This is a genomic window from Comamonas odontotermitis (assembly GCF_040396735.1).
Taxonomy (GTDB): domain Bacteria; phylum Pseudomonadota; class Gammaproteobacteria; order Burkholderiales; family Burkholderiaceae_C; genus Comamonas; species Comamonas odontotermitis_C.
This window is the reverse complement of the sequence record NZ_JBEBNZ010000001.1, coordinates 300,102-325,140: the sequence shown is the minus strand read 5'-3', so window position 1 is coordinate 325,140 and position 25,039 is coordinate 300,102. Positions and strand designations below refer to the sequence as shown.

Below are 25,039 nucleotides of genomic sequence, written 5' to 3'. Positions count from 1 at the left end.
GACTTGCTTTTTTTTACGATCAAAACACGCTATAGCGCACAACCATCAAGCGCCTTCAGCTCATTTTTTGGTAGTGACATGCCCGTCAAAACGCATATCGCCGTAGGCCACGGTGCGTGAGCCCTTGGCCAGGCGGTAGCCCCACCAGATCAACAGAAACACCGGCAGGCCGATATAGGTAGCCACCACGCCGCCCCAATCGATCTTGTCTTTCAGGAATGCCTCGTAGTTCTGGCCCAGTGTGATGATGAGGCACAGAACGAACGCAAAGATCGGCCCGAAAGGGAACCAGGGCGATACATAGGGCAGTTGCGACACATCATGCCCCTGCGCCACAAAGCCCTTGCGAAAGCGGTAGTGGCTCACGGCAATGCCCAGCCAGGCGATGAAGCCCGTCATGCCCGAAAGGTTCAAAAGCCACAGGTACACGGTCTTGGGGCTGAAGAGAAAGCTGAAAAAGCACAGCCCGGCCATCACCGTGGTGGCCAGCAGCGCCAGCACCGGCACCCCGTTGCCCGACAGCCGCGCAAACGCCTTGGGCGCCATGCCCTGGCATGCCAGCGTGTAGAGCATGCGCGTCGAGGCATACATGCCCGAATTGCCTGCCGACAGCACCGACGTGAGCACCACCGCATTCATGACGGCCGCCGCCGACAGCAGCCCGGCTTTCTGGAACACCAGGGTGAAGGGGCTCACGCTGATGTCGCCCACCTCGTTGCGCAGCAATTGCGGATCGGTGTAGGGAATGAGCGAGCTGATGACCGCAATCGCCAGCACGTAGAACAGTAGAATGCGCCAGAACACCTGGCGCACCGCGCGCGGAATGTTGCGTGCAGGGTCTTCCGACTCTGCCGCTGCAATGCCGATGAGCTCCGTCCCCTGAAAGGAAAAGCCCACAATCATCGCCACGCCGATCAGCGCTGCAAAGCCGCCGGCAAAGGGCGCATCACCCACTTGCCACGTAGCCAGCGCACCCCAGATGCCGTTTTGCGGGCCGCCATGGAGAATGCCGACGATCATGGCCACGCCAATCGCGATGAACACCAGCACCGTCGTCACCTTGATGGCGGCAAACCAGTACTCTGCCTCACCAAAGCCTTTGACCGAGATGGCATTGAGCGCCACCATCAGCAGCAGAAACAGGGCGCTCCACCAGTAACCCGGCACATCGGGAAACCAGTAAGTCATCACCAACTGCGACGCCACCAGATCGACCGCAATCGTGATCGCCCAGTTGTACCAATAGTTCCAGCCCAGCGCAAAGCCAAAGCCTTCGTCGACATAGCGCGCACCGTAGGTGGCAAAAGAACCCGACACCGGCATATAGGCAGCCAGCTCGCCCAGGCTGGTCATCAGGAAATACACCATCAGGCCAATGACGCCATAGGCCAGCAGCGCACCGCCGGGCCCGGCCTGGGCAATGGTGGCACCAGAGGCCACGAACAGGCCCGTGCCGATGGAGCCGCCAATGGCAATCATCGACAGATGGCGGGCCTTGAGGTCGCGGCGCAGTTCCGTCGCGGCGCCAGAGAGAGAGGAACGGGAAGCAGTACCCGGCATAGAAACAGCGCAGCCATAGCTGCGCGCACAACAAACAAGGGCGCCATTATCAACGCAGCCGCCCGCCCCTGCCGGGGAGCGGGCGCTAATCCGCAGCCTGCGCCTTGCTTTAGACCCCAGCCAGGCCTATGCGCCAGCCGTAGTTAGTGTTTGCATCAGCCGCCATGACTGTCCGGGTGCGAGGGTGACGGGAGTGTCGATGCTGGCCGCTTCCACGCACAGCATCTGGCGCCAGCCATCATCGGGCATGTCGGCCAGCTCCTGGCTCAGCGCCGCACCCGGGTTCCACACCACCACCTCACTGGCATTTGCACTGTTCTGGATGGTCAGAGCCCGTCCGTCATGCGCAAATTGCTGCGAAACTTGTAGCAATTTACCGCCAGCGCCGGGCGTCGAGAACACGCGATCAAAACCCGCTCCCGGCGCGGCGCCAAAATCGATCTGCGCCGCCGCTTCGGCAAAGCGGGTATCGGCCAGCGCATCCCAGCACGCAGCGCCCTGCAAGCCCGCAAGCTGCGTCTGCGTGATGTCATCCACCTGCAGATAGCTGTGCAGCGCGCAGGTCATGGCCCAGGGCGTGCTGCCGGTGTTGCGCACATCCAGCGTGATGGCCAGCGAGTTGGCGCCAACTTCAGCGCGCAGCACGGCATCAAAAGCCTCGGGCCAGAACTGGCGGGTAGCCGGGCCATCCTGCAGGCGCAGTGCAATATGCTGCGCGCCACATTCCGCCACCTGCCAGCCCAGGTTGCGCACAAAGCCATGCTTGGGCAGCGGCCCGCGCGTGTTGAACTGCGGAAAGCACACCGGCACGCCCCCGCGGATGGCCGTCTTGCCATCGCGCGCGCTGGCGGGGCTCAGGTACAGGTGCTCGCGGCCATCTGCCGTCTTCCACGACAGCACTTGCGCGCCCTGCTCTGCCACGACGAGGCTGCTGCCGTCCGCCCATTGCTTGTACCAAGCGGGAAAACCTTCCCAGACGAGTGCCGCCCAGCCGTGTGTGTTGTTCATGGAGTTCCTTGTTGGATATCAGGTGCAGATTGTGCAGGCTGCCGAGCGCCGTGACGGCGGCAGCAGCAGCGACAGTGGCCGGAAGAACCACAAGGAGCATAATCGCTCCCGTCCGCCCCGGTGCATCTGCCGGGAGGATTCGCCTCTGTTGCAGGCACCTATTGAAAGACCCACCACCTGTCGCGCGTTGCTGCAGCACGCGTCAGGAGGCCTGGGCCAGACGCTGCGCACGCCCGCGCAGCAAGGAAGAAACATGACCTGGCAAGACTTCAAGCACCAATACCTGGTGCGCTTCTGGTCGCCCGTGCCCGCAGTGATTGCGGCGGGCGTCCTCTCTGCGTATTACTTTGGCCTGACCGGCACGTTCTGGGCCGTCACCGGCGAGTTCACCCGGTGGGGCGGCCATGTGCTCCAGTTCTTCGGGGTCGATCTCTCCAACTGGGGCTATTTCAAGGTCATCGGCCTGCAGGGGACGCCGCTCACCCGCATCGATGGGGTGATGATCATCGGCATGTTCGTCGGCTGCTTCTCCGCCGCGCTCTGGGCCAACAACGTCAAGCTGCGCATGCCCAACCACCGCATCCGCGTGGTGCAGGCCATCGTCGGCGGCATCATTGCGGGTTTTGGCGCACGCTTGGCCATGGGCTGCAACCTGGCGGCGTTCTTCACCGGCATTCCGCAGTTCTCGCTGCACGCCTGGTTCTTTGCCATTGCCACAGCCATTGGCTCGCTCTTCGGCGCCAAGGTGAGCATGCTGCCCATCTTCCGCATTCCGGTCAAATTGCAGAAGGTGAACGCCGCCCAGCCGCTGTCGGCGCGCGAAGCCCAGGCCAAGAAGCGCTTTCGCATCGGCATGTTCCTGTTCGTCGCTTTCATCTGCTGGGCGATTGCCAAGGTGTTCGATGCGCCCAAGCTCGGTTTTGCCGCCCTGTTCGGACTGATGTTCGGCCTGATCATCGAGCGCGCCCAGGTGTGCTTCACCTCGGCTTTCCGTGACCTGTGGCTGACTGGCCGCACCCAGATGGCCAAAGCCATCATCTTCGGCATGGCCGCTGGCACCATCGGTGTCTACAGCTACGTGCAACTGGGGCTCGATCCCAAGATCTTCTGGGCAGGCCCCAATGCCGTGATCGGTGGCCTGCTGTTCGGCTTTGGCATCGTGCTCGCAGGCGGGTGCGAGACCGGCTGGATGTACCGCGCTGTTGAAGGCCAGGTGCATTACTGGTGGGTGGGACTGGGCAACATCATCGGCTCCACGCTGCTCGCCCTGGTATGGGACGATCTGGCCCCCGCCATCGCCATCAACTACGACAAGATCAACCTGCTCAAGGCTCTGGGCCCGCAAGCGGGCCTGCTCACCACCTATGTGATGCTGGCCATCTCGCTGCTGCTCGTGCTGTGGTGGGAGCGCCATTTCTTCAACCGCAAGCAGCGCCAGCAATCCATTCAGGCCAGCGTGCGCCCTGCCGTTCAGTAAGGAGTTCTTCCCATGTCCAATTACACGCCCGATTACCGCCTCGACATGATGGGCGAGCCCTGCCCATACCCTGCTGTTGCCACGCTGGAGGCAATGCCCAGCCTCCAGCCCGGCGAAATCCTGGAAGTGATCTCCGACTGCCCGCAGTCGATCAACAACATTCCGCTGGACGCCAAGAACCACGGCTACGAGGTGCTGGAAATCCAGCAGGATGGCCCGACCATCCGTTACCTGATCAGGAAGTGATCCCTCTCTGCAAAGGATTCCCATGACCCAAAAGATCGTCATCATCGTGCATGCCGCGCCCTATGGCAGCGAGCGCTGCCTGTCGGCCCTGCGCGTGGCTACGGCACTGGCCGGACACGATGCCAGGCCGGAAGTGAAGGTGTTCCTGATGTCGGATGCCACCGTCGTCGGCCTGCCGAACCAGCATGACGGCACAGGCCCCGGCCTGCAGGCCATGGTGGAAACCTTGGTGGCCGAAGGCGTCACCATCAGGCTGTGCCGCACCTGTGCACTGGCACGGGGTCTGGCCGAGTTGACCTTGATCAACGGTGTGAGCATTGGCACGCTGCCCGAGCTGGCCGACTGGACATTGGCCGCTGACAAGGTCCTCACCTTCTGATCCACGCCATGGAAAAAAGGGACGGCCCGGTTCAGGCTGTCCCTTTTTCATGGCGCTTGGGCAATCAGGCCCGGCAACGCCGGGCGCTGTGCATCAATATTCCCAGAAAATGCGCTGGATTTCCTTGGGGTCGCTGGTCTTGGTCAGGGCCAGTGCGGCCAGCAGGCGTGCCTTTTCAGGGCGCAGGTCGTGGGCAACCACCCAGTCGTACTTGTCGTCAGGCTGCTCGGCATTGCGCAGCACAAAGCCGTAAGGCACGCGCGACGAGCGGATCACCTGCACGCCCTTGCTGCGCGCTTCCTGCAGGGCCGGCACAATGCGGTCCGCCACCGAGCCATTGCCGGTGCCCGCGTGGACAATCGCCTTGGCGCCCGTCCCGACAAAGGCATCGATGCCCGTGCGCGGCACATTGCCGTAGCCGTAGACGATCTCCACCGAAGGCAGGTTGGTGATGGTGTCGATGTTGAACTCGGACTGCATGGTGTGGCGCTTGACGGGGGCGCGGAACCAGTAGTTCTTGCCCTCCACCACCATGCCCAACGGACCCCATTGGCTCTGGAAGGCGCCGGTCTTGATGTTCACGTCCTTGTTCACATCGCGGCCCGACTGGATTTCGTCGTTCATCGTGACGACCACTCCCTTGCCTTCGGCATCCTTGGCGGCGGCCACGCTCACGGCATTCACCAGGTTCAAGGCACCGTCAGCCGACAGGGCCGTACCGGGGCGCATCGATCCCACCACCACGATGGGCTTGCTGGTGTGCACCGTCAGGCTCAGGAAATAAGCGGTCTCGGCCAGGGTGTCCGTGCCGTGGGTGATGACGACGCCATCCACATCCGCCTGCTTGACGAGAGCCGACACGCGTCTGGCCAACACCAGCAAGTTGTCGTTGGTGAAGCTTTCGGAAGCGATCTGGAAGACCTGCTCGCCGCGCACATTGGCCACCTTGGACAGCTCTGGCAGCCCTGCCAGGAGCTTGTCCACCGGCACCTTGGCAGCGCTGTAGGTTGCGCTGTTCATGGCCGAAGCACCTGCGCCAGCGATGGTGCCGCCAGTGGCCAGCACCACCACGTTGCGTGCCCCTTGCTGTGATGGCTGCGCCGCTGCTGCTGGCGCTGCCGCAGCGGGAGCTGCCGCTGCAGGTGCGCTGGCAGCCTGCGGGCTGCTTGCGCAGGCGCCCAGGCTCATGGTGATGGCCAGTGCCAGGGCGCTCAAGGCGGGCAGCTTCCAGCGAGTGGCAGGGACGTGATGCAGAGTTGTAGCTGGGGTAGAAGACATCGGATGCCTTTTTTAGGGTAAAACCCCTATCTTAGGAATGCCGGGCTTTGCTCCACATAGGTAAACACCCCTATGGCTTTTCATGAATCTATAAATTGACGCAGTGCAGCAAACAACAGTAACCAAAAAAACATTTCGTCATTAAAGGGCTATCGGATATCCGGGCCCCTCGCCGGCAGCGAGACCGCTAGACTCGGCAGACCGGGCTAGTTCCCGCTTTTCCCATTTCACCATCAGCCGCTTGCACACAGCGGCTGCGCTGGTTGTCCCGTTTGCGGCCTGGGTGCTTCCATGGCACCTCTTGCCCACCGTCTCTTTTCCGGCTGCATCTGGACCACATCGCAGGAGATTTGTGCATGTTTTCATGGTTTGAACGGCGTGTGCCGTCCTACCCAACGGCCGAGCCACAAGTTCCGCCCAAGGGTTTTTTCGCTTTCATGTGGGCCTGCACGCAAGGCATGCGTGGCTGGATCGGCCTGCTCACAGCCACCTCGGCGCTGCTGGCGGTGTATGAGGCAGTGTTGTTTGCCATCATGGGCCATGTGGTTGACTGGCTGGCCACGTTCTCACCCTCCACGTTCTGGGCCGACCAGGGCCGCACGGTCGTCGGGATCGTCGCCATTTTGCTCGGCAGCGTGCTGCTGCTGGCCCTGCACACGCAGGTGATGCACCAGGTGCTGGCGATCAACTTCCCGATGCGTTTGCGCTGGGTGTTCCACCGGCTGATGCTGGGGCAGAGCATGTCCTTCTACGCCGATGAGTTTGCGGGTCGCATCACGACCAAGATCATGCAGACGGCGCTGTCCGTGCGCGAGGTGATCTTCATGATCGTCGATGTGCTGGTGGGCGTGAGCGTCTACATGATCGGCATCCTGATTCTGGCCGCAAGCTTTGAATGGCGGCTGATGATTCCATTTGCCCTGTGGCTGGCCGCCTATATCGGTGCCTGCGTGTTCTTTGTTCCGCGTCTGGGCAAGATCGGCAAGGCCCAGGCGGATGCGCGCGCGCTGATGACCGGCCGTGTGACCGACGCCTATACCAACATCGCCACCGTCAAGCTGTTTGCGCACACCCGCCGCGAGGCTGAATATGCCCGCAGCGCGATGGAAGCCTTCAAGCAGACCGGCCACGCGCAGATGCGCCTGGTGAGCCTGTTCGAGATCACCAACCATCTGATGATCACCTTGCTGCTGCTGGGCTCCACCGGCACGGCGCTGTATTTGTGGACCAACGGCCAGGCCACGGCCGGTGTCGTGGCGGCAGTGATTGCCATGGCGCTGCGCCTGATGGGTTACTCGCACTGGGTGATGTGGCAGATGACCGGCCTGTTCGAGAACGTGGGCACCATCCAGGACGGCATCAACACCCTGACCAAGCCGCGCACGATCGTGGATGCGAAGGATGCCAAGCCGCTGGTGGTGAGCCGCGGCGAGATCACCTTCGACAACCTGAGCTTCTCATACAAGGATGCGGGCCGCCCGGTGATCGACCACCTCAACCTCACCATCCGCCCGGGCGAGCGCATTGGCCTCATCGGGCGCTCGGGCGCCGGCAAATCGACCCTGGTCAACCTGCTGCTGCGCTTTCACGATGTGGCGGGCGGCCAGATCCGCATCGACGGCCAGGACATCGCCCATGTCACGCAGGACAGCCTGCGCAGCAACATCGGCATGGTGACCCAGGACACCTCGCTGCTGCACCGCTCCATGCGCGACAACATCCTGTATGGCCGGCCCGATGCCACCGAGGAGGAGATGCTGCGCGCCGCCGAGCGCGCCGAAGCGGCAGACTTCATCGGCAACCTGTCCGACCGGTTTGGCCGCACGGGCTATGACGCGCAGGTGGGCGAGCGGGGCGTCAAGCTCTCGGGCGGCCAGCGCCAGCGCGTGGCGATTGCACGCGTGATGCTCAAGGACGCACCGATCCTGCTGCTGGACGAGGCCACCAGCGCCCTGGACAGCGAGGTTGAGGCCGCCATCCAGGAGAGCCTGGACAACCTGATGCATGGCAAGACGGTGATTGCGATTGCACACCGCCTGTCCACCATCGCGGCCATGGACCGCCTGATCGTGATGGACAAGGGCCAGATCGTGGAAGAAGGCACGCACCAGCAGTTGCTGGCGCGCGGCGGCATCTACGCCAAGCTGTGGGCCCACCAGAGCGGCGGCTTTCTGGCCGAGCCCATGGAAGGGCCGCTGTAGAGGGCCGCTGCGGGCCGCTTCTTGCGGTGGCACTTGGGGCCACTTCGTCATACTCCTGAATCAATAGCATCCAGCGCTTACACAGAAAGCGCTGGATGCTATTTTCATTTATCTACCGTCGATAGCGGCCACCAGGGTAGGCCATCGCGCACCTACTCCGCCGATGGATTGATTGATTGATTCGATATTCAGAACAATCAATCCCATACCAAGGAGTTTATCCACAAAGGTCGCAAAAATACACTGAATACATCGATCAACGAGAAGCAAACGCGGTGACACACACCGCCACCCGTTGAGCGAACCGGCAGGCCATGGTGACCCGCCGGAATCTCAAAGGAATTTAAAAATGATGAACGCACGTATTTTTTCGATTGCAGGTCTCACCGCTGTTCTGGCCATGGGTGCAGGTGTTGCACAGGCCAATCCCTTTGAAGGCGACCAGGCCATTGCGCCACGCGTCGCAGCTACCAGCAGCCTGAGCCGTGCCGAAGTGCAGGCCCAATGGGTCGATGCCCAGAAGAATGGCACCCTGCTGCTCAAGGGCGATAAGCTGCAAGCCAACCCCTACGAGCAAGGCCAGGGCCTGTCACGCGGTGCAGTCGTGCAGGCTGCCCATGACGCCTTGATCGCCGGCAAGCTGCCTGAAGGCAACGGCTCCTTCGGCGAATAAGCACGGTAGTCTCATCCGGATCGGGCGGCGCTGACGCACGCCCGCTTCCTCCAGGCGACCGCCATGAACCCGGTCGCCTTTTGTTCAAATCAAACGCAGGTTGACGGTGGCGGGCAAAGCGCCCCCCACCACGGCATGAAGTGCGTGGCACGGCTTGAACGTCGCAAGACGGGGAGCCGCAAAGCTCTCAGGCCGTGCTCTTGATGGCCACTGCTGACCCCAGCAGTGGCCTTTTTTGCGCTTTCGCTGGGGCAATTTGCTACAGAATCAGGAGCCATTGCGCAATCTGGGTAGACGCCGCCAGCCAGTACCCCACAAAAAAGCGCAGCCACCCCGCCAGGTGGCTGCGCTCAGCCTCGCAATGAATATCCTGACCGGAATCAGCAGTCGCCGATGCGCTTGCTGGTCACGGTGGTCTGCATGTTCTGGCCTGCCATGTCCATCTTGGTGGTCACGACGTTCTCGGTGGGCGACTTGTAATCGGCTTCGAGCACCATGCTCATCTTGCCCTCGCCGCAGCTGAACGACATGGTTTCCTTGCTGCCGCTGGTCTTGATGTCGGGCGCATTGCAGCCGGGCATGTTCTTGAGCTGGGAATCAGCCAGGGCCTGCAAGGTCTTGGAGGCCATGTCCGCAGTGATGCACATCTCCTGGATCAGCTTGCCGCCTTCAATGCGGGCATTTTCCAGATTGGCGGCCTTCTTCTGCTCAGGCGTCATGCTCTTGAACGCCTGCTCCATGCCTGCCAGTGCCTGCTGGCCCATGGGGCCACTCATCTCGGTGGTGGCACTCCACTTGCCAGCCTGAACCTTGGCCGCAGGTGCTGCAGCCGGGGCAGGTGCTGCGGCTGGCGCGGGGGCGGCTGCAGGGGCAGGTGCAGGTGCGCTGCCGGCCTCATCCTTCTTGCCACATCCCACGAGGCCAGCACCGGCCACCACGGCAGCCACTGCCATCCAATTTGCAAACTTTGCCATATGCTTCTCCGTATTGCAGCGGGCCCCGCGCCTGTCAGCTGCGCATGTCACGTTGCCGCCCCCTATGGGCGCAATCATGGTGCGGCGGATTATAGGACCCTGCCGATCCATAGAACAAATCAATTAATCGCCTTGATTCAATGAGACCATTGTTATTATTTATAACCAATCGCGTCTGGCCGCTCCTTGCAGCACGGCAGCAGGCACTACGATAGGCGACTGTTCTCGCCGATCACCACATGCGCATCCTCCACACCTCCGACTGGCACCTGGGCCAGCATTTCATGGGCCAGAGCCGCCAGGCCGAACACCGGGCGCTGATTGACTGGCTGGTGGCGCAGGTCGATGCTCATGCGGTGGATGCGGTGCTGATTGCAGGCGATATCTTCGACACCGGCGCACCGCCCAGCTATGCCCGCGAGCTGTACAACCAGTTGATCGCCCGGCTGCACCAGGCAGGCGTTGCGCTGCTGGTGCTGGGCGGTAACCATGACTCGGTCAGCGTGCTCGATGAAAGCCGCGATCTGCTGCGCCATCTCGGCACCCAAGTGATTGCCGCCACAGGCGCGCCGCAGCAGCATGCCATCACGCTGCCGCTGCGCGTCTCTGGCGATCCCGGCTGCATCGTCTGCGCCCTGCCCTTCATCCGTGCCCGCGATGTGCAGCAAAGCCTGGCCGGGCAAAGCGCACTCGACAAACAACGGGCCCTGCAGGCCGCGATCCAGTCCACTTACGAGCAGGTTTACGAAGCAGCGCTCACCCAGCAGGCAGTGCTGCTGCAGTTGCTGGGCCGCAAGCTGCCCATCATCGCCACCGGGCACCTCACCACCGTGGGCGCCAGCAGCAGCGAATCGGTACGCGAAATCTATGTGGGTTCGCTCGAAGCCTTTCCGACCAATGCCTTTCCGCCAGCCGACTACGTCGCGCTTGGCCATATCCACCAGCCGCAGAAAGTGGGCGGGCTGGAGCACATCCGCTACAGCGGATCGCCGATTGCACTGGGCTTTGACGAGACGCGGCAGACCAAGCAGGTGCTGCTGGTCGATGTGGGAGAGGATGGCCTGCAGGCCGTCACGCCGCTGCAGATTCCGGTGTTCCAGCCCATGTCCGCCCTCCGCTGCAGCCTGGCAGCCTTGCCGAATGCTCTCAAGAACGTAGCATCCAGCGCAGACGCAGAGCGGCCCACCTGGCTGGATATCACCATTGAAGAAGACGACTACCTCGCCGATCTGCCCGCCCGCGTGCAAGCCCTGACCGACGGGCTGCCCGTGCAGGTGCTGCGCATCAAACGCCAGCGCGGCACGGCCGCGGCGCAGTTGCAAAGCGCCGCCATGGAATCGCTGGGCGACCTCACCCCGCTGGAAGTCTTTGCACGCCGCCTGGCGCAGGAGGCGCTGGAGCCGCCGCTGCAGCAGGCCCTGACCGAGCGCTACCAGGAGGTCGTGCACATAGTGACTGCCCCAGGCGGAGACGCGGCATGAAAATCCTCAGGCTTCGCCTCAAGAACCTCAATTCGCTCAAAGGCGATTGGGACATCGACTTCACCGCCGCGCCCTTTGCCGACAACAGCCTGTTTGCCATCACCGGCCCCACGGGGGCGGGAAAATCCACCCTGCTTGACGCGATCTGCCTGGCGCTCTACCACCAGACGCCACGCCTGTCCGCCATCAGCGCCAGCAGCAACGATGTAATGACCCGCCATACCGCGAGCTGCGAAGCCGAGGTGGAGTTCGAGGTCAAAGGCGTGCGCTACCGCGCCTTCTGGAGCCAGCGCCGCGCGCGCGACAAGGCCAGCGGCGCGCTCCAGGCACCCAGGGTCGAGTTGGCGCGCGTGGCGGACGGCCACATCCTCAGCACCCAGAGCGCAGACAAGCTTAGGCAGATCGCGCAGATCACCGGGCTGGACTTTGCGCGCTTCACCAAATCGATGCTGCTGGCCCAGGGCGGCTTTGCAAAGTTCCTGGAAGCCAGCGCCAATGACCGAGCCGAACTGCTCGAAGAGCTGACCGGCACCGACATCTACAGCCAGATCTCGCAGGCCGTGTTCGAGCACGCGCGCGAAGCACGCCAGGCGCTGGAGCGGAACAAGGCCCATGCGGGCGGCATACAACTGCTGCCAGAGGATGAGCGCGCCCACCTGGAGGCGCACGCTGCCCAGTTGCAAACCACCTTGGGCGAGCTTCACATGCGCCACGCCGCATTGCAGGCCCTGCAGCACTGGCAGGCCCAGACTGCGCAAGCTGCCCACGCGCGCACCCAGGCCAGCCTGGCCTTGGATCAGGCACGGCACGCGCTGCAGGCTGCAGCGCCTGACTTGCAGCGCCTGCAAGCCCATGGCCCGGCACAAGCCATCGCACCGCTGCACGCGCGCTGGCTGCAGGCACAGGCCGCCAGTGCGGCGGGGCACACCCAGCAGGAACAACTGCGAGAAGCCCTGGGCCAGGCCCGCAGCGCGCAATGGCATATCCACCAGCAAGCCAGCCAACTGGCAACGCAATCACTACAAAAAGAAGAGCAAAAACTACAACAACTGCAAGTACAGCAATCCGATAACTCCCACTGGCTGCATAGCCGTGCAACCCATGCACAGCTGGGCGAACACCTCAGTGGCTGGCGCGAGCAGTTGGAACGTTGCCAGCTCCAACTGCAGCAACTGCAGCGTGAACAAGACGAGCTGCAGCATGCCCGGCAACAGGGTGACGCCCTGCAGCAGCAAGCCACGGGTCAGGCTGCGGCGCTGGAGCGGGCCCAGGCGGCCCGGCAAGAAGCAGAGACTGCAGCGCGCAATGCCTTGCAGGCGCAGCAAGCCCGGCTCACTGCCCATGGCGGCAGCCTGGCCCCGTTGCGCGCAGCCTGGCAGACAGCCCAGCAACATCTGCAAGCCTGGCAACAGCTGCAGCACCATGCCAGCCAGCGCGAGCCGCTGGCCCAGCATCAAGTACAGCTCACCGCCGAACTGAACAAATGCGCTGCCTTGGCGCAAGAACAGCAGGCTGCCCTTGCCTCGATGCGCAGCCAATACAAGGCCCAGAAGGAGCGGGTGGCCGACAAGCAAACGCTGCTGACTCAGGAAGAGCGCATCCAAAGCCTGGAAGCGCACCGCCATGCATTGCAGCCGGGCCAGCCCTGTCCGCTGTGCGGATCGCAGGAGCATCCGGCCCTGTCGGCATACGCGGCGCTGGATATCTCTGCCACCGCAACTGCGCTGCAGCACGCGCAAGCCGTGCTTGAAGCACTACAGCACCAGGGCGAGCAATTGAATGCAGCGCACGCGGCGAGCCTCAGCCAGCAGGCCAGTCTGCACAGGCAGCTGGAAGGCCTTGCGGCACGCATGGCCCAGTGGAACAGCCAATGGGAGCAACTGCGCCAGACCACGGCGAGCGCCTTGCCGCAGGACGCCTGGCAGCAGCCAGCGGTGCTTGCCCAGGCCCAGCGGGCAAGCGCCACACAAGCCGGCGATCTGCAACAGGCTCTGGCGGATGCAGAAGCTGGCGAACGCAGCCTGCAAGGCGCAAAGGACGCCGCCCACGCGGCCATGCAGGCGCTGCAAAACGAACAACACCAGCATGAACGCCTGCAGCAAGCCCAGCACGACAATACGGCATTGCAACAGCGACTGACCGCCTCGGTGCAAAGCCTGCAGGCCAGCGCCACCACCGCAGATGCGGCACTGCAGGCGGCACTGGTCCCCCTGGGCTTGCAAGCGCCCGGCGACGCCACTGCCAGTGCCTGGCTACAGGAGCGCCAGCATGACTGGCAGCAATGGCAGCAGCACAACGCCCAGCAGCAGTCTCTGACACAGCAATTGGCCCTGCAGCAGCAGCGCGCCAGCCAATGCTCCCAGGAAGCGAGGCAATGGCAGCAGCGAACCGCGCAGTTGCAGCCCTTGGATACCCCCATCCCGGCGGCACCCGCCCTGCCCGCCACGCTGGCCGATTGCTCCGCTTTGCTGGAGCACACCAACCAGCAACTGGCCAGCCTGGAAGGCCAGGCCCAGCAAGCGCGCAGCCAACTGGCGCAACTGCAGCAGGAGGAAGCGCAAGCGCATGCGGCATGGAATGCGGCCCTGCAAGCCAGCCCTTTCGGTGATGAGGGCACTTTTGCCCAGGCCCTGCTACCGCAGGCCGAGCAGCAACGGCTTTCCGCGCTGAGCGATGCCTTGCACGCCGCCGTACAGCGCGCGGCCACCCTGGCCGAGGAAGCAGAACAGCACCACCGCCAGTTGCAGGCCCAGGCTATGACGCAGGAGACGCCGCAGGCCATTGCCGAGCAATTGCTGGCGCTGGAAGCCGAGCGCACCGGCACTGCAGAGCAGATGGGAGCCCAGCGTGCGCGCCTTGCCGATGACCAGGCGCGCCGTACCGGCCAGCAGACCCTGCTGGCACAGATTGCCGAGCAGGAAAAGGACAGCGACCTGTGGCAGCGGCTCGACAGCCTCATCGGCTCTGCCAAGGGCGACAAATTCCGCAAGTTTGCACAAGGCCTCACTCTCGACCACCTGCTGCTGCTTGCCAACCGCCATCTCGCACGCCTTCATGGCCGCTACCTGCTGCGCCGCAAACCCACGGGCGAGCTGGAACTCGACATTGTGGACAGCTGGCAAGGCGATGTGGCACGCGACACGCGCACGCTCTCGGGCGGCGAGGCCTTCCTCGTCAGCCTGGCGCTGGCCCTGGCCCTGTCCGACCTGGTCAGCAACAAGACCTCGATCGACTCGCTGTTCCTGGACGAAGGCTTTGGCACGCTGGATGGCGAGACGCTGGAAGTGGCGCTCTCTGCCCTTGACGCGCTGAACGCCAGCGGCAAGATGATCGGCATCATCAGCCATGTGGAAGCGCTCAAGGAGCGCATTCCCGCGCAAATCCGCGTGGAAAAAGGCGCGGGGGTGGGCCACTCCAGGCTGGTGATGTGATGGCTGGTCGGCGCCATGCCAAGCTGACAGCACAGCCGTTGACCCAGAAGATGCGATCCATCTCCAATAGTTGAAGAAAAACAGCCTGTGGCGCTCGCCCATCAAGCACCAATCGCTATAAAAACAGAAGTTCTTTTGCGCCGCTTTTCCGAGCAAGCGCCAAGGCCAAGCGAGCCATTGCCGTCGCCCGGGCAGGCTTTGCCGTACCATCCCCAGCCTTGCTTGATAGGTACAAGCCATGATCCGGATCGCAGAACTCAAACTCCCCCTCGCGGCGGTGCCCTACCACCCCGAGAACCACACCGAATTCCAGCCCACAGACAAGCTCACGCAGTTGGCGAGCGAGCGCCTGGGGATTCCCGCCCAGGCCATTGCCAGCCTGCATGTGCACAAGCGCAGCTTTGATGCACGCAAGTCTGCGCTGCTGGCGGTCTACATCGTCGATGTCACGCTGACCGATGAAGCTCTGCAGGCGCAGTTGCTGGCCCGCTTTGCAGACGATTCGCATGTGAACCTCACACCCGACATGGCCTGGAAGCCGGTGGGCCAGGCGCCCGCCAGTCTGGCCGAGCGCCCGGTGGTGGTCGGTTTTGGCCCTTGCGGCATCTTTGCTGCGCTGGTGCTGGCGCAGATGGGATTCAAGCCCATCGTGCTGGAGCGCGGCAAGCAGGTGCGCGAGCGCACCAAGGACACCTGGGGCCTGTGGCGCAAGCGCGAGCTGACGCCCGAATCGAACGTACAGTTTGGCGAAGGCGGCGCTGGCACCTTCTCGGACGGCAAGCTCTACAGCCAGATCAAGGACCCGCGCCACCTGGGCCGCAAGGTGATGACGGAGTTCGTCGAACACGGCGCCCCTCCCGAGATCCTGTACGCAGCCCATCCGCACATCGGCACCTTCAAGCTGGTGAAGGTGGTGGAAGGCATCCGCGAGGAAATCATCCGCCTGGGCGGCGAAATCCGCTTCGAGCAGCGGGTGATCGATATGGTGGTTGAAGCTGCCTCCCAGGACGACGGCGCACAGCGCCAGCTCACTGCCCTGCAGGTGCTCAACCAGGCCACTGGAGAGAGCTACACCCTGCCCGCCCGCCATGCCGTGATGGCGCTGGGTCACAGCTCGCGCGACACTTTCGCCATGTTCTACGAACGCGGCGTGACCATGGAGGCCAAGCCCTTCTCGGTCGGCTTTCGCATCGAACACCCGCAAAGCGTGATCGACCGCGCACGCTGGGGCAAGGACGCGGGCCACCCACTGCTGGGCGCTGCCGATTACAAGCTGGTGCACCACGCCAAAAATGGCCGCGCCGTCTACAGCTTCTGCATGTGCCCCGGCGGCACCGTGGTGGCCGCTACCAGCGAACCCGAGCGCGTGGTCACCAACGGCATGAGCCAGTACTCGCGCGCCGAGCGCAATGCCAATGCAGGCATGGTCTGCGCCATCACCCCGGAAGACTACCCACAGGACGCCGAAAGCTTTGCCTGGGCCTTTGGCGGCAAGACCTACGGCGTGGAAATGCTACCAAAAGGAGAGCATCACCCGCTCTCCGGCATTGTGCTGCAGCGTCAATTGGAATCCAGAGCCTATGTGCTGGGGGGCAGCAACTACAGTGCGCCCGGCCAGCTGGTGGGCGATTTCGTTGCAGGCCATCCATCCACGGAGTTTGGCGCCGTGCAGCCTTCGTACAAGCCCGGCATCAGCCTGGGCGACCTGCACCAGGCCCTGCCCGCCTATGCCATCGAGGCCATGCGCGAAGCCCTGCCGGCGTTCGGCAAGAAAATCCGGGGCTACGACATGGCAGACGCCGTGCTGACCGGCGTGGAAACGCGCACTTCCTCCCCCGTCAAGATTGGCCGGGGAGCCGATTTTCAGAGCGACAACACGCGCGGCCTGTACCCCGCCGGAGAAGGTGCCAGCTACGCGGGTGGCATCCTGTCGGCGGGCGTGGACGGCATCAAGGTCGGCGAGGCCGTGGCCTGCGACATTCTGGGCCTGCCCGTGCCTTCATCGGGCGCGCGTGGCTCGGGCGGGGCGCTGTAAAAACAGCTGCAGCATCGGTCTGCCGGCAGCGCGCGGCGATAGGCCGGCGCTGCGCCATTCGCTCACGCCCATCAGGCTTTGGCTCCAGGTTTGAAGATGTGGATGGTTTCGCCGCGCGAGAGCATCTCCACCAACTGGGCAATGCGCCTGGCCCGTGTCTCGGTCTTGACGGCCGTCTGGATGCGCCACAGAATCGCATAGCGATTGGTCGCATTGATCGTTGCAAAGAAGGCCTTGGCCTGGGGTTCAGCTTCCAGCGCGGCCAGCAGGTCTTCCGGCACCGAGGAGGTGCGCGCGCCATCGTATGCACGCGCCCATCGCCCGTCCGCCTTGGCAGCCTCGATCTGCACATACCCGGGCGCCTGCATCCGGCCCGCTTCAATCAATGCATCGACCTTGTCGACATTGATTTTCGACCAGATGCTGCGCGCGCGCCGTGGCGTGAAGCGCTGCAGAAAGTGCTGATCGTCAAGGCCCTTCTTCTGGCCATCAATCCAGCCCCAGCACAGCGCAATCTCCACCGCCTCGGGGTATGTCACACTGGTCTCACGGGCGCCCCGCTTGGCGATCTTGAGCCAGAGGCCGTTCGATGCGGCGTGGTGCTTCTTCAGCCACACCTCGAAATCCCTCGCGCTCTTGAACAAGGCCGGGGCAGGTTCGCGTTGGATAACGGGTTTCACAGTGGACATGCCACAAAGTATGCCGCAAGACTGCCAGCGTAGCTCGCCGCGGACCGGGACTGCACCATGGAGCGTGCCCAGCAGACCTCCGACCTCCGACCTCCAGCCGTCAGCCAGCACCCAATGCGAAACACACGCTACGATTCAAGACAGCCTCTATCAACTTTTGTACAAACTTGCGACATATGGGAGTCCATCCATTTTTCGATCTATCTCGTTGCCAGCCGCCAGTGGACCCTATGGATCCATTGGGCCAAGCGCGGACCAGGAGAATGCATGAAGGGGGCTTTCGAGCCTTGCTTGGCGGAATGCTGGGAGTGGCCCTGTCTCTCATGGGAAATTTTGCGCAGGCGCAGAACGAATGGCCCACTTGGCCGCCTGCGATGTCTCAACTCCGTGCCGGACCTTCCGAAAGCAGTGTCTCTGCAGAGTTGCCATCGGATACCGCTATCGAACAGACCAATGTCAATACGAAGGCGCGCTGGGGTGGAATTTGGCGTGGCTGGGCCTGCTTTTCTGCCCAGTGCGATGTGAAGATTGCGATTGAGAAGTTGTCGGCCGATGCGGCCACTGTTGTCTATGCAGCAGCAAGTGCCGTACAGCGCACCACCGAGCGTGGAGAAGCCAGGTTCGTTAACAACGACATGCAGATGAAACTGCATTCAGGCGCCACTCTGGTGCTTCGTCTGCGCGAAGATGGCGATATGGAGATGTCACTATGGAGCAGCGCGGAGCAATTGATCAGCCTGGGTGTGCTCACCCAAAAGCCTTTTCCATACGCGCGAACCATTGAACGTGTTCCAACGCCGTGGCAAGAAGGTGGACGCGCGCAGACCCTTGAAATGGTGATCTATCGGCCAGCAGGTTCAGGGCCCTTCCCCACCCTCATCTTCAACCATGGCTCGACCGGCCAGGGAGACAGGCCTGAACTGTTCACGCAAACCTGGGCAAGCCCCGAGGTCGGGCGCTATTTCACCGACAAGGGCTGGCAGGTCGTCTTTCCGCAGCGCCGAGGAAGAGGCAAGTCCGATGGGGTCTATGACGAGGGCTTCGAGCATGACCGTTCCCGCTATGCCTGCAAGGCAGAACTGTCGCTGCCTGGGCTGGAACGCGCCATGGCTGACCTTGATGCGGTGCTGGCGCACCTGCGCACGCGTGCCGATGTGGACATGCAACGCCTGTTGATCGGAGGTGTCTCGCGTGGGGGAATCATTTCAGTCGTGTATGCAGGCACGCATGCACAGCCACAGTTTCTTGGGGTGCTGAACTTTGTGGGAGGCTGGATCGGGGACCGTTGCGAGGATGCGGGCAAGGTGAACACTGTGTCCTTTGTTCGCGGTGCGGCGTTTCCACGGCCTACGCTGTGGCTATATGGGGCAAATGACCCCTTTTACTCCCTGAATCACAGCCGAAGGAATTTCGATGCATTCACCGCTGCGGGAGGTAAGGGAGACTTTATGACGTTTGTGCCTCGGTATGGTGTCAACGGGCACTTTATCCATACGCAGCCTGCGCTCTGGGAACCAAAGGTCGGTGAGTATCTGCGCACCATTGACAGGCACTGAGTTCCCATTCACTCAGTCGATCATTTTCCTGATGTCGGATGACTGCTGCAGACCGAAAACATCTGCTCTTTACGGCGTCAGCAAACCTCTCGCCGCCGTGCCACCGCCCCCATTGCTTTCTTGCGGTCCGCCCTATCGCGCCAATTTCTTTCAAAGAGACTTAAAAATACCTTAAAGGTACTGCTTTTTACATCCCCGAGGCACCTGCACCACAGCAGGCGAAGCACCTTCGCCAGCCCGTCCTACAATTTTGGATTGTTCTGTTGACGTTGCTGAAAGTTCTATCCATGCCCGGTTCGATTCACCGCACATTGTCCTCCTGCCTGGGCGCAGTGTTGCTTTGTGCGCTCTCCAGTATGGCTTGCGCTGCCGAAGCCGACACCCTGGGTGACGCCGGCAGTTCTGCGCTGTCGGGGTGGAAATTCGGCTACGCCCCTTACACCTACCACTTCTCGGATGCCAAAAAAGAACACGACTACGAGCCCGATGACGAGAAGCACAAATACGTGTGGCTGATCAATGCCGAAAAGCAGCTGGATGAGCGCCAGGTGGCGGGTTTTGCCTATTTCAGCAATTCTTTCGGGCAGCCCAGCCAGTACGCTTACTACGGTTGGCAGTTCCGCCCAATCTCCGCTGCGCCGCAGCTGTTCTTCAAGATCACAGGCGGCGTGATCCACGGCTACAAATACCCGTACCACAAGAAGATTCCGCTCAACAACAAGAACGGCTGGGGCCTCACGGCCATTCCGGCGATGGGCTGGGACTTTGATGACCACTGGGGTGCACAGCTCAATCTGCTGGGCAAGTCGGCACTGATGTTTCAGTTGAACTATTCAATCCGTTGATCGCCACCAGTCGGCGCTCTCCAAACAAAGCGCCGCAAGGCGCTTTCTGCATGAAGGGTTGCCTCAGCAGGATATTCAACGCCGCTCCCAGTGTCCGCCACGGGCCTGCCAGCCGCGCGGGCTGCGCACCCATTCACGTGGCACCCACCGGTCACCATGGTGCGGCGGCGTAGCCCAACGCCCCTGGCGCCAAACATAGCGGCCTCCACTCCAATCCCAGAAGCCGCCAATCCAGATCTGGGTCGCCACCGGCGCCACCGCAACCGGTGCCGGCTCATATTGCACGGGCGGAGGCGCTTCGGGTGACACCACCACGGCCCCGGCATTGCCGTAGTAGTACGGGTCGGCAGGTGCCACGACACAACCGGTCATCAGCGCGGCGACCGCCAAGGCCCCTGCGCAGAGCACCACAGGGCGCCAGAAATGGGGGGTGAGGGACATGGTGCATCTCCAGTCATTGCGATGGGCCTATTACAGAAAGCCCGCCTTAACGCTGCGTGAGCCGTGCGTAAACCATTGGTAAAAGGCAGGTACCCGGGGATCTGCGCCAATGAACCATACCAATCTCGAATACGCCGACGCCTCCAGAGCGGCTGCCGGCAAGCACAAAAAAAGCACTGCCGAGGCAGTGCTTGTGAGAAAGGGCTGGCGGCTTGTTATTGCGCCTGGCTGTTTTGCAGCGCGGCAACACGCTCTTCGATGGGCGGGTGCGAGCTGAACAGCTTGCCCAAACCGCCGGTGATGCCCATGGCCTGCATGCTCTGGGGCAGTACACCGGGCTGCATGCCGCCCAGACGGTACAGCGCGTTGATCATCGGCTGCTTGCGACCCATCAGCTTGGCGGCGCCGGCATCGGCACGGAACTCACGCTGACGCGAGAACCAGGCCACGATGATGGCAGCCAGGAAGCCGAACACGATATCCAGCACAATGGTGGTGATCATGTAGCCAATGCCAGGGCCGGAGCTTTCTTCGTCGTTGCGGCGCAGGAAGGAATCGACCGCATAGCCGATGACACGCGAGAGGAAGACGACGAAGGTGTTCATCACGCCCTGGATCAGCGCCATGGTCACCATGTCGCCATTGGCGACGTGGGCCACCTCGTGGCCGATCACGGCCTCGATTTCCTCGCGCGTCATGCCCTGCAGCAATCCGGTGGACACCGCGACCAGCGCCGAGTTCTTGAACGCGCCCGTGGCAAAGGCATTGGGCTCGCCTTCGTAGATACCAACTTCAGGCATGTTGATGCCTGCGGAGTCGGAAAAACGGCGCACGGTTTCCACGATCCAGGCTTCGTCCGCATTGGCAGGCTGGTTGATGATCTTGACGCCCATGCTCATCTTGGCAATGGGCTTGCTCATCAGCAGCGAGATGATGGCGCCGCCAAAGCCCATGATGAAGGCAAAGCCCAGCAGGGCGCTCAGGTTCAGGCCGTTGGATGTGAGATAGCGGTTGACGCCCAGCAGGCTGGCGACAATGCCCAGCACCACCACGACAGCAACGTTGGTCAGCAAAAACAGAAAAATTCGTTTCATTGAGGGGTTTCTCCAATAAGGGGAACGCATTGATCGCTAATTGAGGCAAAGTTTCGGTAATTCAAGGCCTTACCTGCCTTTTTCTGGCATCGACTGGTGTTGTTATCAAGGTTTTGGCAGTCGTGCCGCGCGAAATACGCAAGAGTCATCGTAGAAGGAAAAGTTCTCGTTTTCCTGGCTCCACCCTGGAACACCCAACACTGGCAGTGGTGTAAATGGTTTGGTCGCGAGCGGCGCTGCGTCCAGGGCTTGTGCGATGGCTGTGTCGATATTGTCCCCCAAGCGCGCAGAGAATGGGTGGCAAAAAACATGCGCGGTGATTGGTTTTCTCGGCTGGACGAGTTTCTCGAGCAGCGCGTGGCCCGTCAAAATCAGTTGCGCATCGGACCACAAGGGCCGAAGCTCGACGAAAAGGCGCTGCCACTCGCGCGCCCGCAGCGCCTGCCACAGCGGCTCGGGGGCCAGCAGCACTGCCCCGTTCTCGTCGAATACAGTGAGCGCGTCGCGCAATGCGCCCCGCTGCGCGCCCACACCCTGCAATGCAATGGCCTGCGCCTGCAAAGCATTGAGCCGCGCCTTGGTGCGCGGAAAGCGCTGCCAGACAAGGCCGTTGAGCGCGTCGTGCAGATGCTCGCGCGTAGGCACACAGCCGGTGCGGGCGATGAAGGCTTCGTAAGCCTCGCCTTCGGGCAGGTCGGTCTGCGGCACAAAGCGCCGGTCGCACTCTCCCAGCTGATTGAGCACATCCGCCACCCGGTTTTCGGGGTTGGCCGACAGCATTTGCACACGCGAGGCCAGGCCCCGGTATGGCGCCAGCCAGGGAGCACTCCAGTCCAGGGCCGACCAGAGGGATTGGGTTGCCGGCTTCAAAGCGCTCTGAGGCAAAACAGGCCGCCAAAGCACGGCTGGCAAGCGCAGGAACTCATCTTTCAATAGCAAACTATCTCAGGCAGCCACCAGCTTCCAAGGCAGGGCTTCACCGGAGCGCAGGGGCTTGAGTTCTGTCTCGCCAAATGCGAAGGCTTGCGGCGGCGTCCAGCTCTGGCGCGCCAGGGTGATGCGATCCGTATTGCGCGGCAGGCTGTAGAAATCGGGGCCGTGAAAGCTGGCAAAGCCTTCGAGCTTGTCCAGCGCACCCGCGTTGTCAAACACCTCGGCATACATTTCGATGGCTGCGTGCGCGGTGTAGCAGCCCGCGCAGCCGGTGGCAGCCTCCTTCAATTGCGCAGCATGGGGCGCACTGTCGGTGCCCAGGAAGAATTTGTGATTGCCACTGGTCGCCGCCTTCACGAGCGCCTGGCGGTGCACCTCGCGCTTCAAGACCGGCAGGCAGTAGTAGTGCGGGCGGATGCCACCGGTGAAGATGGCGTTGCGGTTGTAGAGCAGGTGCTGCGCGGTGATGGTGGCGGCGGTGTGGCTGTCACTGTCCTCCACGTACTGCGCGGCCTCCTGGGTGGTAATGTGTTCAAAGACGATTTTCAGCTCCGGGAAATCACGGCGCAGCGGAATCATGTGCTGGTCGATGAAGGCAGCTTCGCGGTCGAACAGGTCGATGTCGCTGCTGGTGACTTCACCGTGCACGAGCAGCAGCATGCCTGCGCGCTGCATGGCTTCGAGCGTGGGGTAGATCTTGCGGATATCGGTCACGCCATGGTCGCTGTTGGTGGTGGCGCCTGCCGGGTAAAGCTTGCAGGCCACCACGCCTGCTGCCTTGGCGCGCACGATCTCTTCGGGCGCCAGATTGTCCGTCAGGTACAGCGTCATCAACGGCTCGAACGACAGCCCCTGCGGCACCGCCGCCAGGATGCGCTCCTTGTAGGCCTGTGCCAGAACAGCCGTGGTGACTGGCGGCTTGAGATTGGGCATGACGATGGCACGCGCAAACTGCTGCGCCGCGTGGGGCACGGTTGTCGCCAGGGCGGCTCCGTCGCGCAGATGGATATGCCAGTCGTCTGGACGGGTGATGGAGAGGGTGGGATGTGCGGTGCTCATCCTGCCATTGTCGCATCGGTCCTATCTCAGAACATGTTGACGATCTCCTCGCGCAGCGACAGTGGCTTTGCGAGCGCCCGTCCAGAGATGGGCTGATAGGCGCAACAGCGCTTGTGCGCAGGCGTACGGTGGCCCTACGCAAAAAAAGAGCTGCCGGCGCGCTCCTGGTATGGATTTCAGATGTTTTTCATCCGAAATCCCGCCAGGGCAAACGCCGGCAGCTTCGTTTTTGAAGCAGTACTGAATCAGTGCTGCAGGATCTTGCTCAGGAAGTCCTTGGTACGAGGCTGACGGGCATCGGGGTTGCCGAAGAACTCGTCCTTGCTGCAGTCTTCAAGGATCTTGCCGCCCACGTCCATGAAGATCACGCGGCTGGCCACCTTCTTGGCAAAGCCCATTTCGTGCGTCACGCACATCATGGTCATGCCTTCATGGGCGAGGCCGATCATCACATCCAGCACTTCGCCGACCATTTCAGGGTCCAGCGCGGAAGTGGGTTCGTCAAACAGCATCACGGTCGGGTCCATCGACAGCGCACGTGCAATGGCCACACGCTGCTGCTGACCGCCGGAGAGCTGGCCGGGGAACTTGTCCTTGTGCGCCATCAGGCCCACACGGTCCAGCATCTTCAGGCCTCGGGTCTTGGCTTCGTCCGCGCTGCGGCCCAGCACCTTCATCTGTGCGATGGTCAGGTTTTCCGTCACCGACAGGTGGGGGAAGAGTTCGAAGTGCTGGAACACCATGCCAACAGTGCTGCGCAGCTTGGGCAGGTCGGTCTTGGGGTCGTGCACTGCGGTGCCGTTGACCCAGATCTCGCCCTTCTGCACCGGCTCCAGTGCATTGATCGTCTTGATCAGCGTGGACTTGCCGGAACCCGAAGGGCCGCACACCACCACCACTTCACCCTTGCTGATGCTGGTGGAGCAGTCGTTGAGCACCTGGAAGCTGCCATACCACTTGGAGACATTCTTCATTTCAATCATTTGGATATCCTTTGTATTGCAGCATCAACGGATGATGGCGATCTTTTTGTGCAGACGCTTCACAAACCACGACAGCGTAAAGCAGATGATGAAGTACAGGACGGCAGCCGCCAGATAAGCCTCGACCGGACGGCCGAAATTCTTGCCTGCCACTTCAAAGCCCTTGAGCATGTCGTAGGCGCCAATGGCATACACCAGCGAAGTGTCCTGGAACAGAATGATGGTCTGCGTCAGCAGCACGGGCAGCATGTTGCGGAAGGCCTGCGGCAGCACCACCAGACGCATGTTCTGGCCGTAAGTCATTCCCAGCGCCTGGCCTGCATATACCTGCCCGCGCGGAATCGACTGGATACCGGCGCGCATGATCTCCGAGAAATACGCTGCCTCAAACGCCACGAAGGTGATGATGGCCGACATTTCAGCGCCAATCGGCTTGCCGATCAACAAAGGCACCAGCAGGAAGAACCACAGGATCACCATCACCAGAGGGATGGAACGCATGCCGTTGACGTAGATAGTCGCAGGCACCGTGAGCAGCTTGTTGCCCGACAGGCGCATCAGCGCCAGCAAGGTACCAAAGAAGATACCACCCAGGGTCGCAATGATGGTCAGCATCACGCTGAAACCCAGACCCTTGATGATGAAGTTCTGGATCAGGTCCCAGTTGTAGAACGAAAAATCAAGATTCAGATTCAT

General features: G+C 62.2%; 21 protein-coding genes. 10 read left to right on the top strand and 11 right to left on the bottom strand.

The genetic code is table 11. The features are described 5' to 3' along the window. Positions 1 to 60 precede the first annotated feature (60 nt). Positions 61 to 1,560, bottom strand: a complete 1,500-nt coding sequence (locus ACH2DG_RS01475; protein WP_395023944.1) for an amino acid permease — start codon at positions 1,558 to 1,560, stop codon at positions 61 to 63. A gap of 126 nt (positions 1,561 to 1,686) precedes the next feature. Continuing rightward, positions 1,687 to 2,568, bottom strand: coding sequence for a D-hexose-6-phosphate mutarotase (locus ACH2DG_RS01470; RefSeq protein ID WP_395023943.1), 882 nt, complete (start codon positions 2,566 to 2,568; stop codon positions 1,687 to 1,689). On the opposite strand from ACH2DG_RS01470, the gene yedE reads away from it, so the two are divergent. Genes yedE through ACH2DG_RS01455 form a run of 3 tightly spaced genes read left to right on the top strand, consistent with a single transcriptional unit; the run spans position 2,567 to position 4,670 of the window. After that, positions 2,567 to 4,045 carry a selenium metabolism membrane protein YedE/FdhT gene (yedE, locus tag ACH2DG_RS01465; protein WP_395023942.1) on the top strand — a complete coding sequence of 493 codons (1,479 nt, stop codon included), beginning with the start codon at positions 2,567 to 2,569 and terminating at the stop codon, positions 4,043 to 4,045. The genes ACH2DG_RS01470 and yedE overlap by 2 nt on opposite strands. 12 nt (positions 4,046 to 4,057) lie before the next feature. Continuing rightward, positions 4,058 to 4,291 carry a sulfurtransferase-like selenium metabolism protein YedF gene (yedF, locus tag ACH2DG_RS01460; RefSeq protein ID WP_184704016.1) on the top strand — a complete coding sequence of 78 codons (234 nt, stop codon included), beginning with the start codon at positions 4,058 to 4,060 and terminating at the stop codon, positions 4,289 to 4,291. Between the two features lie 22 nt (positions 4,292 to 4,313). Further along, complete coding sequence (locus ACH2DG_RS01455; RefSeq protein WP_395023941.1) at positions 4,314 to 4,670, top strand: DsrE/DsrF/TusD sulfur relay family protein; 357 nt, start codon at positions 4,314 to 4,316, stop codon at positions 4,668 to 4,670. Between the two features lie 93 nt (positions 4,671 to 4,763). On the opposite strand, the gene ACH2DG_RS01450 is transcribed toward ACH2DG_RS01455, so the two are convergent. Further along, on the bottom strand, positions 4,764 to 5,858 hold the full coding sequence (locus ACH2DG_RS01450) for a type II asparaginase (RefSeq protein WP_395024123.1): 1,095 nt from the start codon (positions 5,856 to 5,858) through the stop codon (positions 4,764 to 4,766). Positions 5,859 to 6,304: 446 nt separating this feature from the next. Here ACH2DG_RS01450 and ACH2DG_RS01445 point away from each other — a divergent pair, with 446 nt between their 5' ends. Together ACH2DG_RS01445 and ACH2DG_RS01440 are read left to right on the top strand one after the other, a co-directional pair. Next, positions 6,305 to 8,149 carry an ABC transporter ATP-binding protein gene (locus ACH2DG_RS01445; protein ID WP_395023940.1) on the top strand — a complete coding sequence of 615 codons (1,845 nt, stop codon included), beginning with the start codon at positions 6,305 to 6,307 and terminating at the stop codon, positions 8,147 to 8,149. Positions 8,150 to 8,501: 352 nt separating this feature from the next. Then, complete coding sequence (locus tag ACH2DG_RS01440; protein WP_395023939.1) at positions 8,502 to 8,822, top strand: hypothetical protein; 321 nt, start codon at positions 8,502 to 8,504, stop codon at positions 8,820 to 8,822. Positions 8,823 to 9,202: 380 nt separating this feature from the next. On the opposite strand, the gene ACH2DG_RS01435 is transcribed toward ACH2DG_RS01440, so the two are convergent. Further along, positions 9,203 to 9,796 carry a DUF3617 domain-containing protein gene (locus ACH2DG_RS01435; RefSeq protein WP_395023938.1) on the bottom strand — a complete coding sequence of 198 codons (594 nt, stop codon included), beginning with the start codon at positions 9,794 to 9,796 and terminating at the stop codon, positions 9,203 to 9,205. 239 nt (positions 9,797 to 10,035) lie between these two features. On the opposite strand from ACH2DG_RS01435, the gene sbcD reads away from it, so the two are divergent. The 3 genes from sbcD (at position 10,036) to ACH2DG_RS01420 (ending at position 16,743) form a co-directional block, all read left to right on the top strand. Further along, the gene (gene sbcD, locus ACH2DG_RS01430; protein ID WP_395023937.1) at positions 10,036 to 11,277 is read left to right on the top strand and encodes an exonuclease subunit SbcD; all 1,242 of its coding nucleotides are present in this window, start codon (positions 10,036 to 10,038) and stop codon (positions 11,275 to 11,277) included. Next, positions 11,274 to 14,708 carry an AAA family ATPase gene (locus ACH2DG_RS01425; protein WP_395023936.1) on the top strand — a complete coding sequence of 1,145 codons (3,435 nt, stop codon included), beginning with the start codon at positions 11,274 to 11,276 and terminating at the stop codon, positions 14,706 to 14,708. The genes sbcD and ACH2DG_RS01425 overlap by 4 nt, the downstream gene beginning before the upstream one ends. Before the next feature lie 238 nt (positions 14,709 to 14,946). After that, positions 14,947 to 16,743, top strand: coding sequence for an NAD(P)/FAD-dependent oxidoreductase (locus ACH2DG_RS01420; RefSeq protein ID WP_395023935.1), 1,797 nt, complete (start codon positions 14,947 to 14,949; stop codon positions 16,741 to 16,743). Positions 16,744 to 16,814: 71 nt separating this feature from the next. Here the strand turns inward: ACH2DG_RS01420 and ACH2DG_RS01415 are convergent, their stop codons facing one another. Beyond that, positions 16,815 to 17,432: a YdeI family protein gene (locus tag ACH2DG_RS01415; RefSeq protein ID WP_395023934.1), complete on the bottom strand. Its 618-nt coding sequence runs from the start codon at positions 17,430 to 17,432 to the stop codon at positions 16,815 to 16,817. A 374-nt stretch (positions 17,433 to 17,806) separates the two neighbouring features. Between ACH2DG_RS01415 and ACH2DG_RS01410 the strand changes: the two genes are divergently transcribed. Then, complete coding sequence (locus tag ACH2DG_RS01410; RefSeq protein WP_395023933.1) at positions 17,807 to 18,988, top strand: dienelactone hydrolase family protein; 1,182 nt, start codon at positions 17,807 to 17,809, stop codon at positions 18,986 to 18,988. Positions 18,989 to 19,275: 287 nt separating this feature from the next. Continuing rightward, entirely contained in the window at positions 19,276 to 19,833 is a 558-nt protein-coding gene (locus ACH2DG_RS01405; RefSeq protein ID WP_395023932.1) for a hypothetical protein, read from the top strand. Positions 19,834 to 19,908: 75 nt separating this feature from the next. Here the strand turns inward: ACH2DG_RS01405 and ACH2DG_RS01400 are convergent, their stop codons facing one another. The 6 genes from ACH2DG_RS01400 to ACH2DG_RS01375 form a co-directional block, all read right to left on the bottom strand. Further along, on the bottom strand, positions 19,909 to 20,274 hold the full coding sequence (locus ACH2DG_RS01400; protein WP_395023931.1) for a hypothetical protein: 366 nt from the start codon (positions 20,272 to 20,274) through the stop codon (positions 19,909 to 19,911). Positions 20,275 to 20,489: 215 nt separating this feature from the next. Continuing rightward, positions 20,490 to 21,368 carry a protease HtpX gene (htpX, locus tag ACH2DG_RS01395; RefSeq protein WP_395023930.1) on the bottom strand — a complete coding sequence of 293 codons (879 nt, stop codon included), beginning with the start codon at positions 21,366 to 21,368 and terminating at the stop codon, positions 20,490 to 20,492. 105 nt (positions 21,369 to 21,473) lie between these two features. Then, positions 21,474 to 22,148, bottom strand: coding sequence for a DUF3025 domain-containing protein (locus ACH2DG_RS01390; RefSeq protein ID WP_395023929.1), 675 nt, complete (start codon positions 22,146 to 22,148; stop codon positions 21,474 to 21,476). A 165-nt stretch (positions 22,149 to 22,313) separates the two neighbouring features. Then, positions 22,314 to 23,360 carry a dihydroorotase gene (gene pyrC, locus ACH2DG_RS01385; protein WP_395023928.1) on the bottom strand — a complete coding sequence of 349 codons (1,047 nt, stop codon included), beginning with the start codon at positions 23,358 to 23,360 and terminating at the stop codon, positions 22,314 to 22,316. Between the two features lie 245 nt (positions 23,361 to 23,605). Further along, positions 23,606 to 24,343: an amino acid ABC transporter ATP-binding protein gene (locus ACH2DG_RS01380; protein WP_184704033.1), complete on the bottom strand. Its 738-nt coding sequence runs from the start codon at positions 24,341 to 24,343 to the stop codon at positions 23,606 to 23,608. A gap of 24 nt (positions 24,344 to 24,367) precedes the next feature. Further along, a complete protein-coding gene (locus ACH2DG_RS01375; protein ID WP_224150414.1) occupies positions 24,368 to 25,039 on the bottom strand; it encodes an amino acid ABC transporter permease in 672 nt (223 codons plus the stop codon).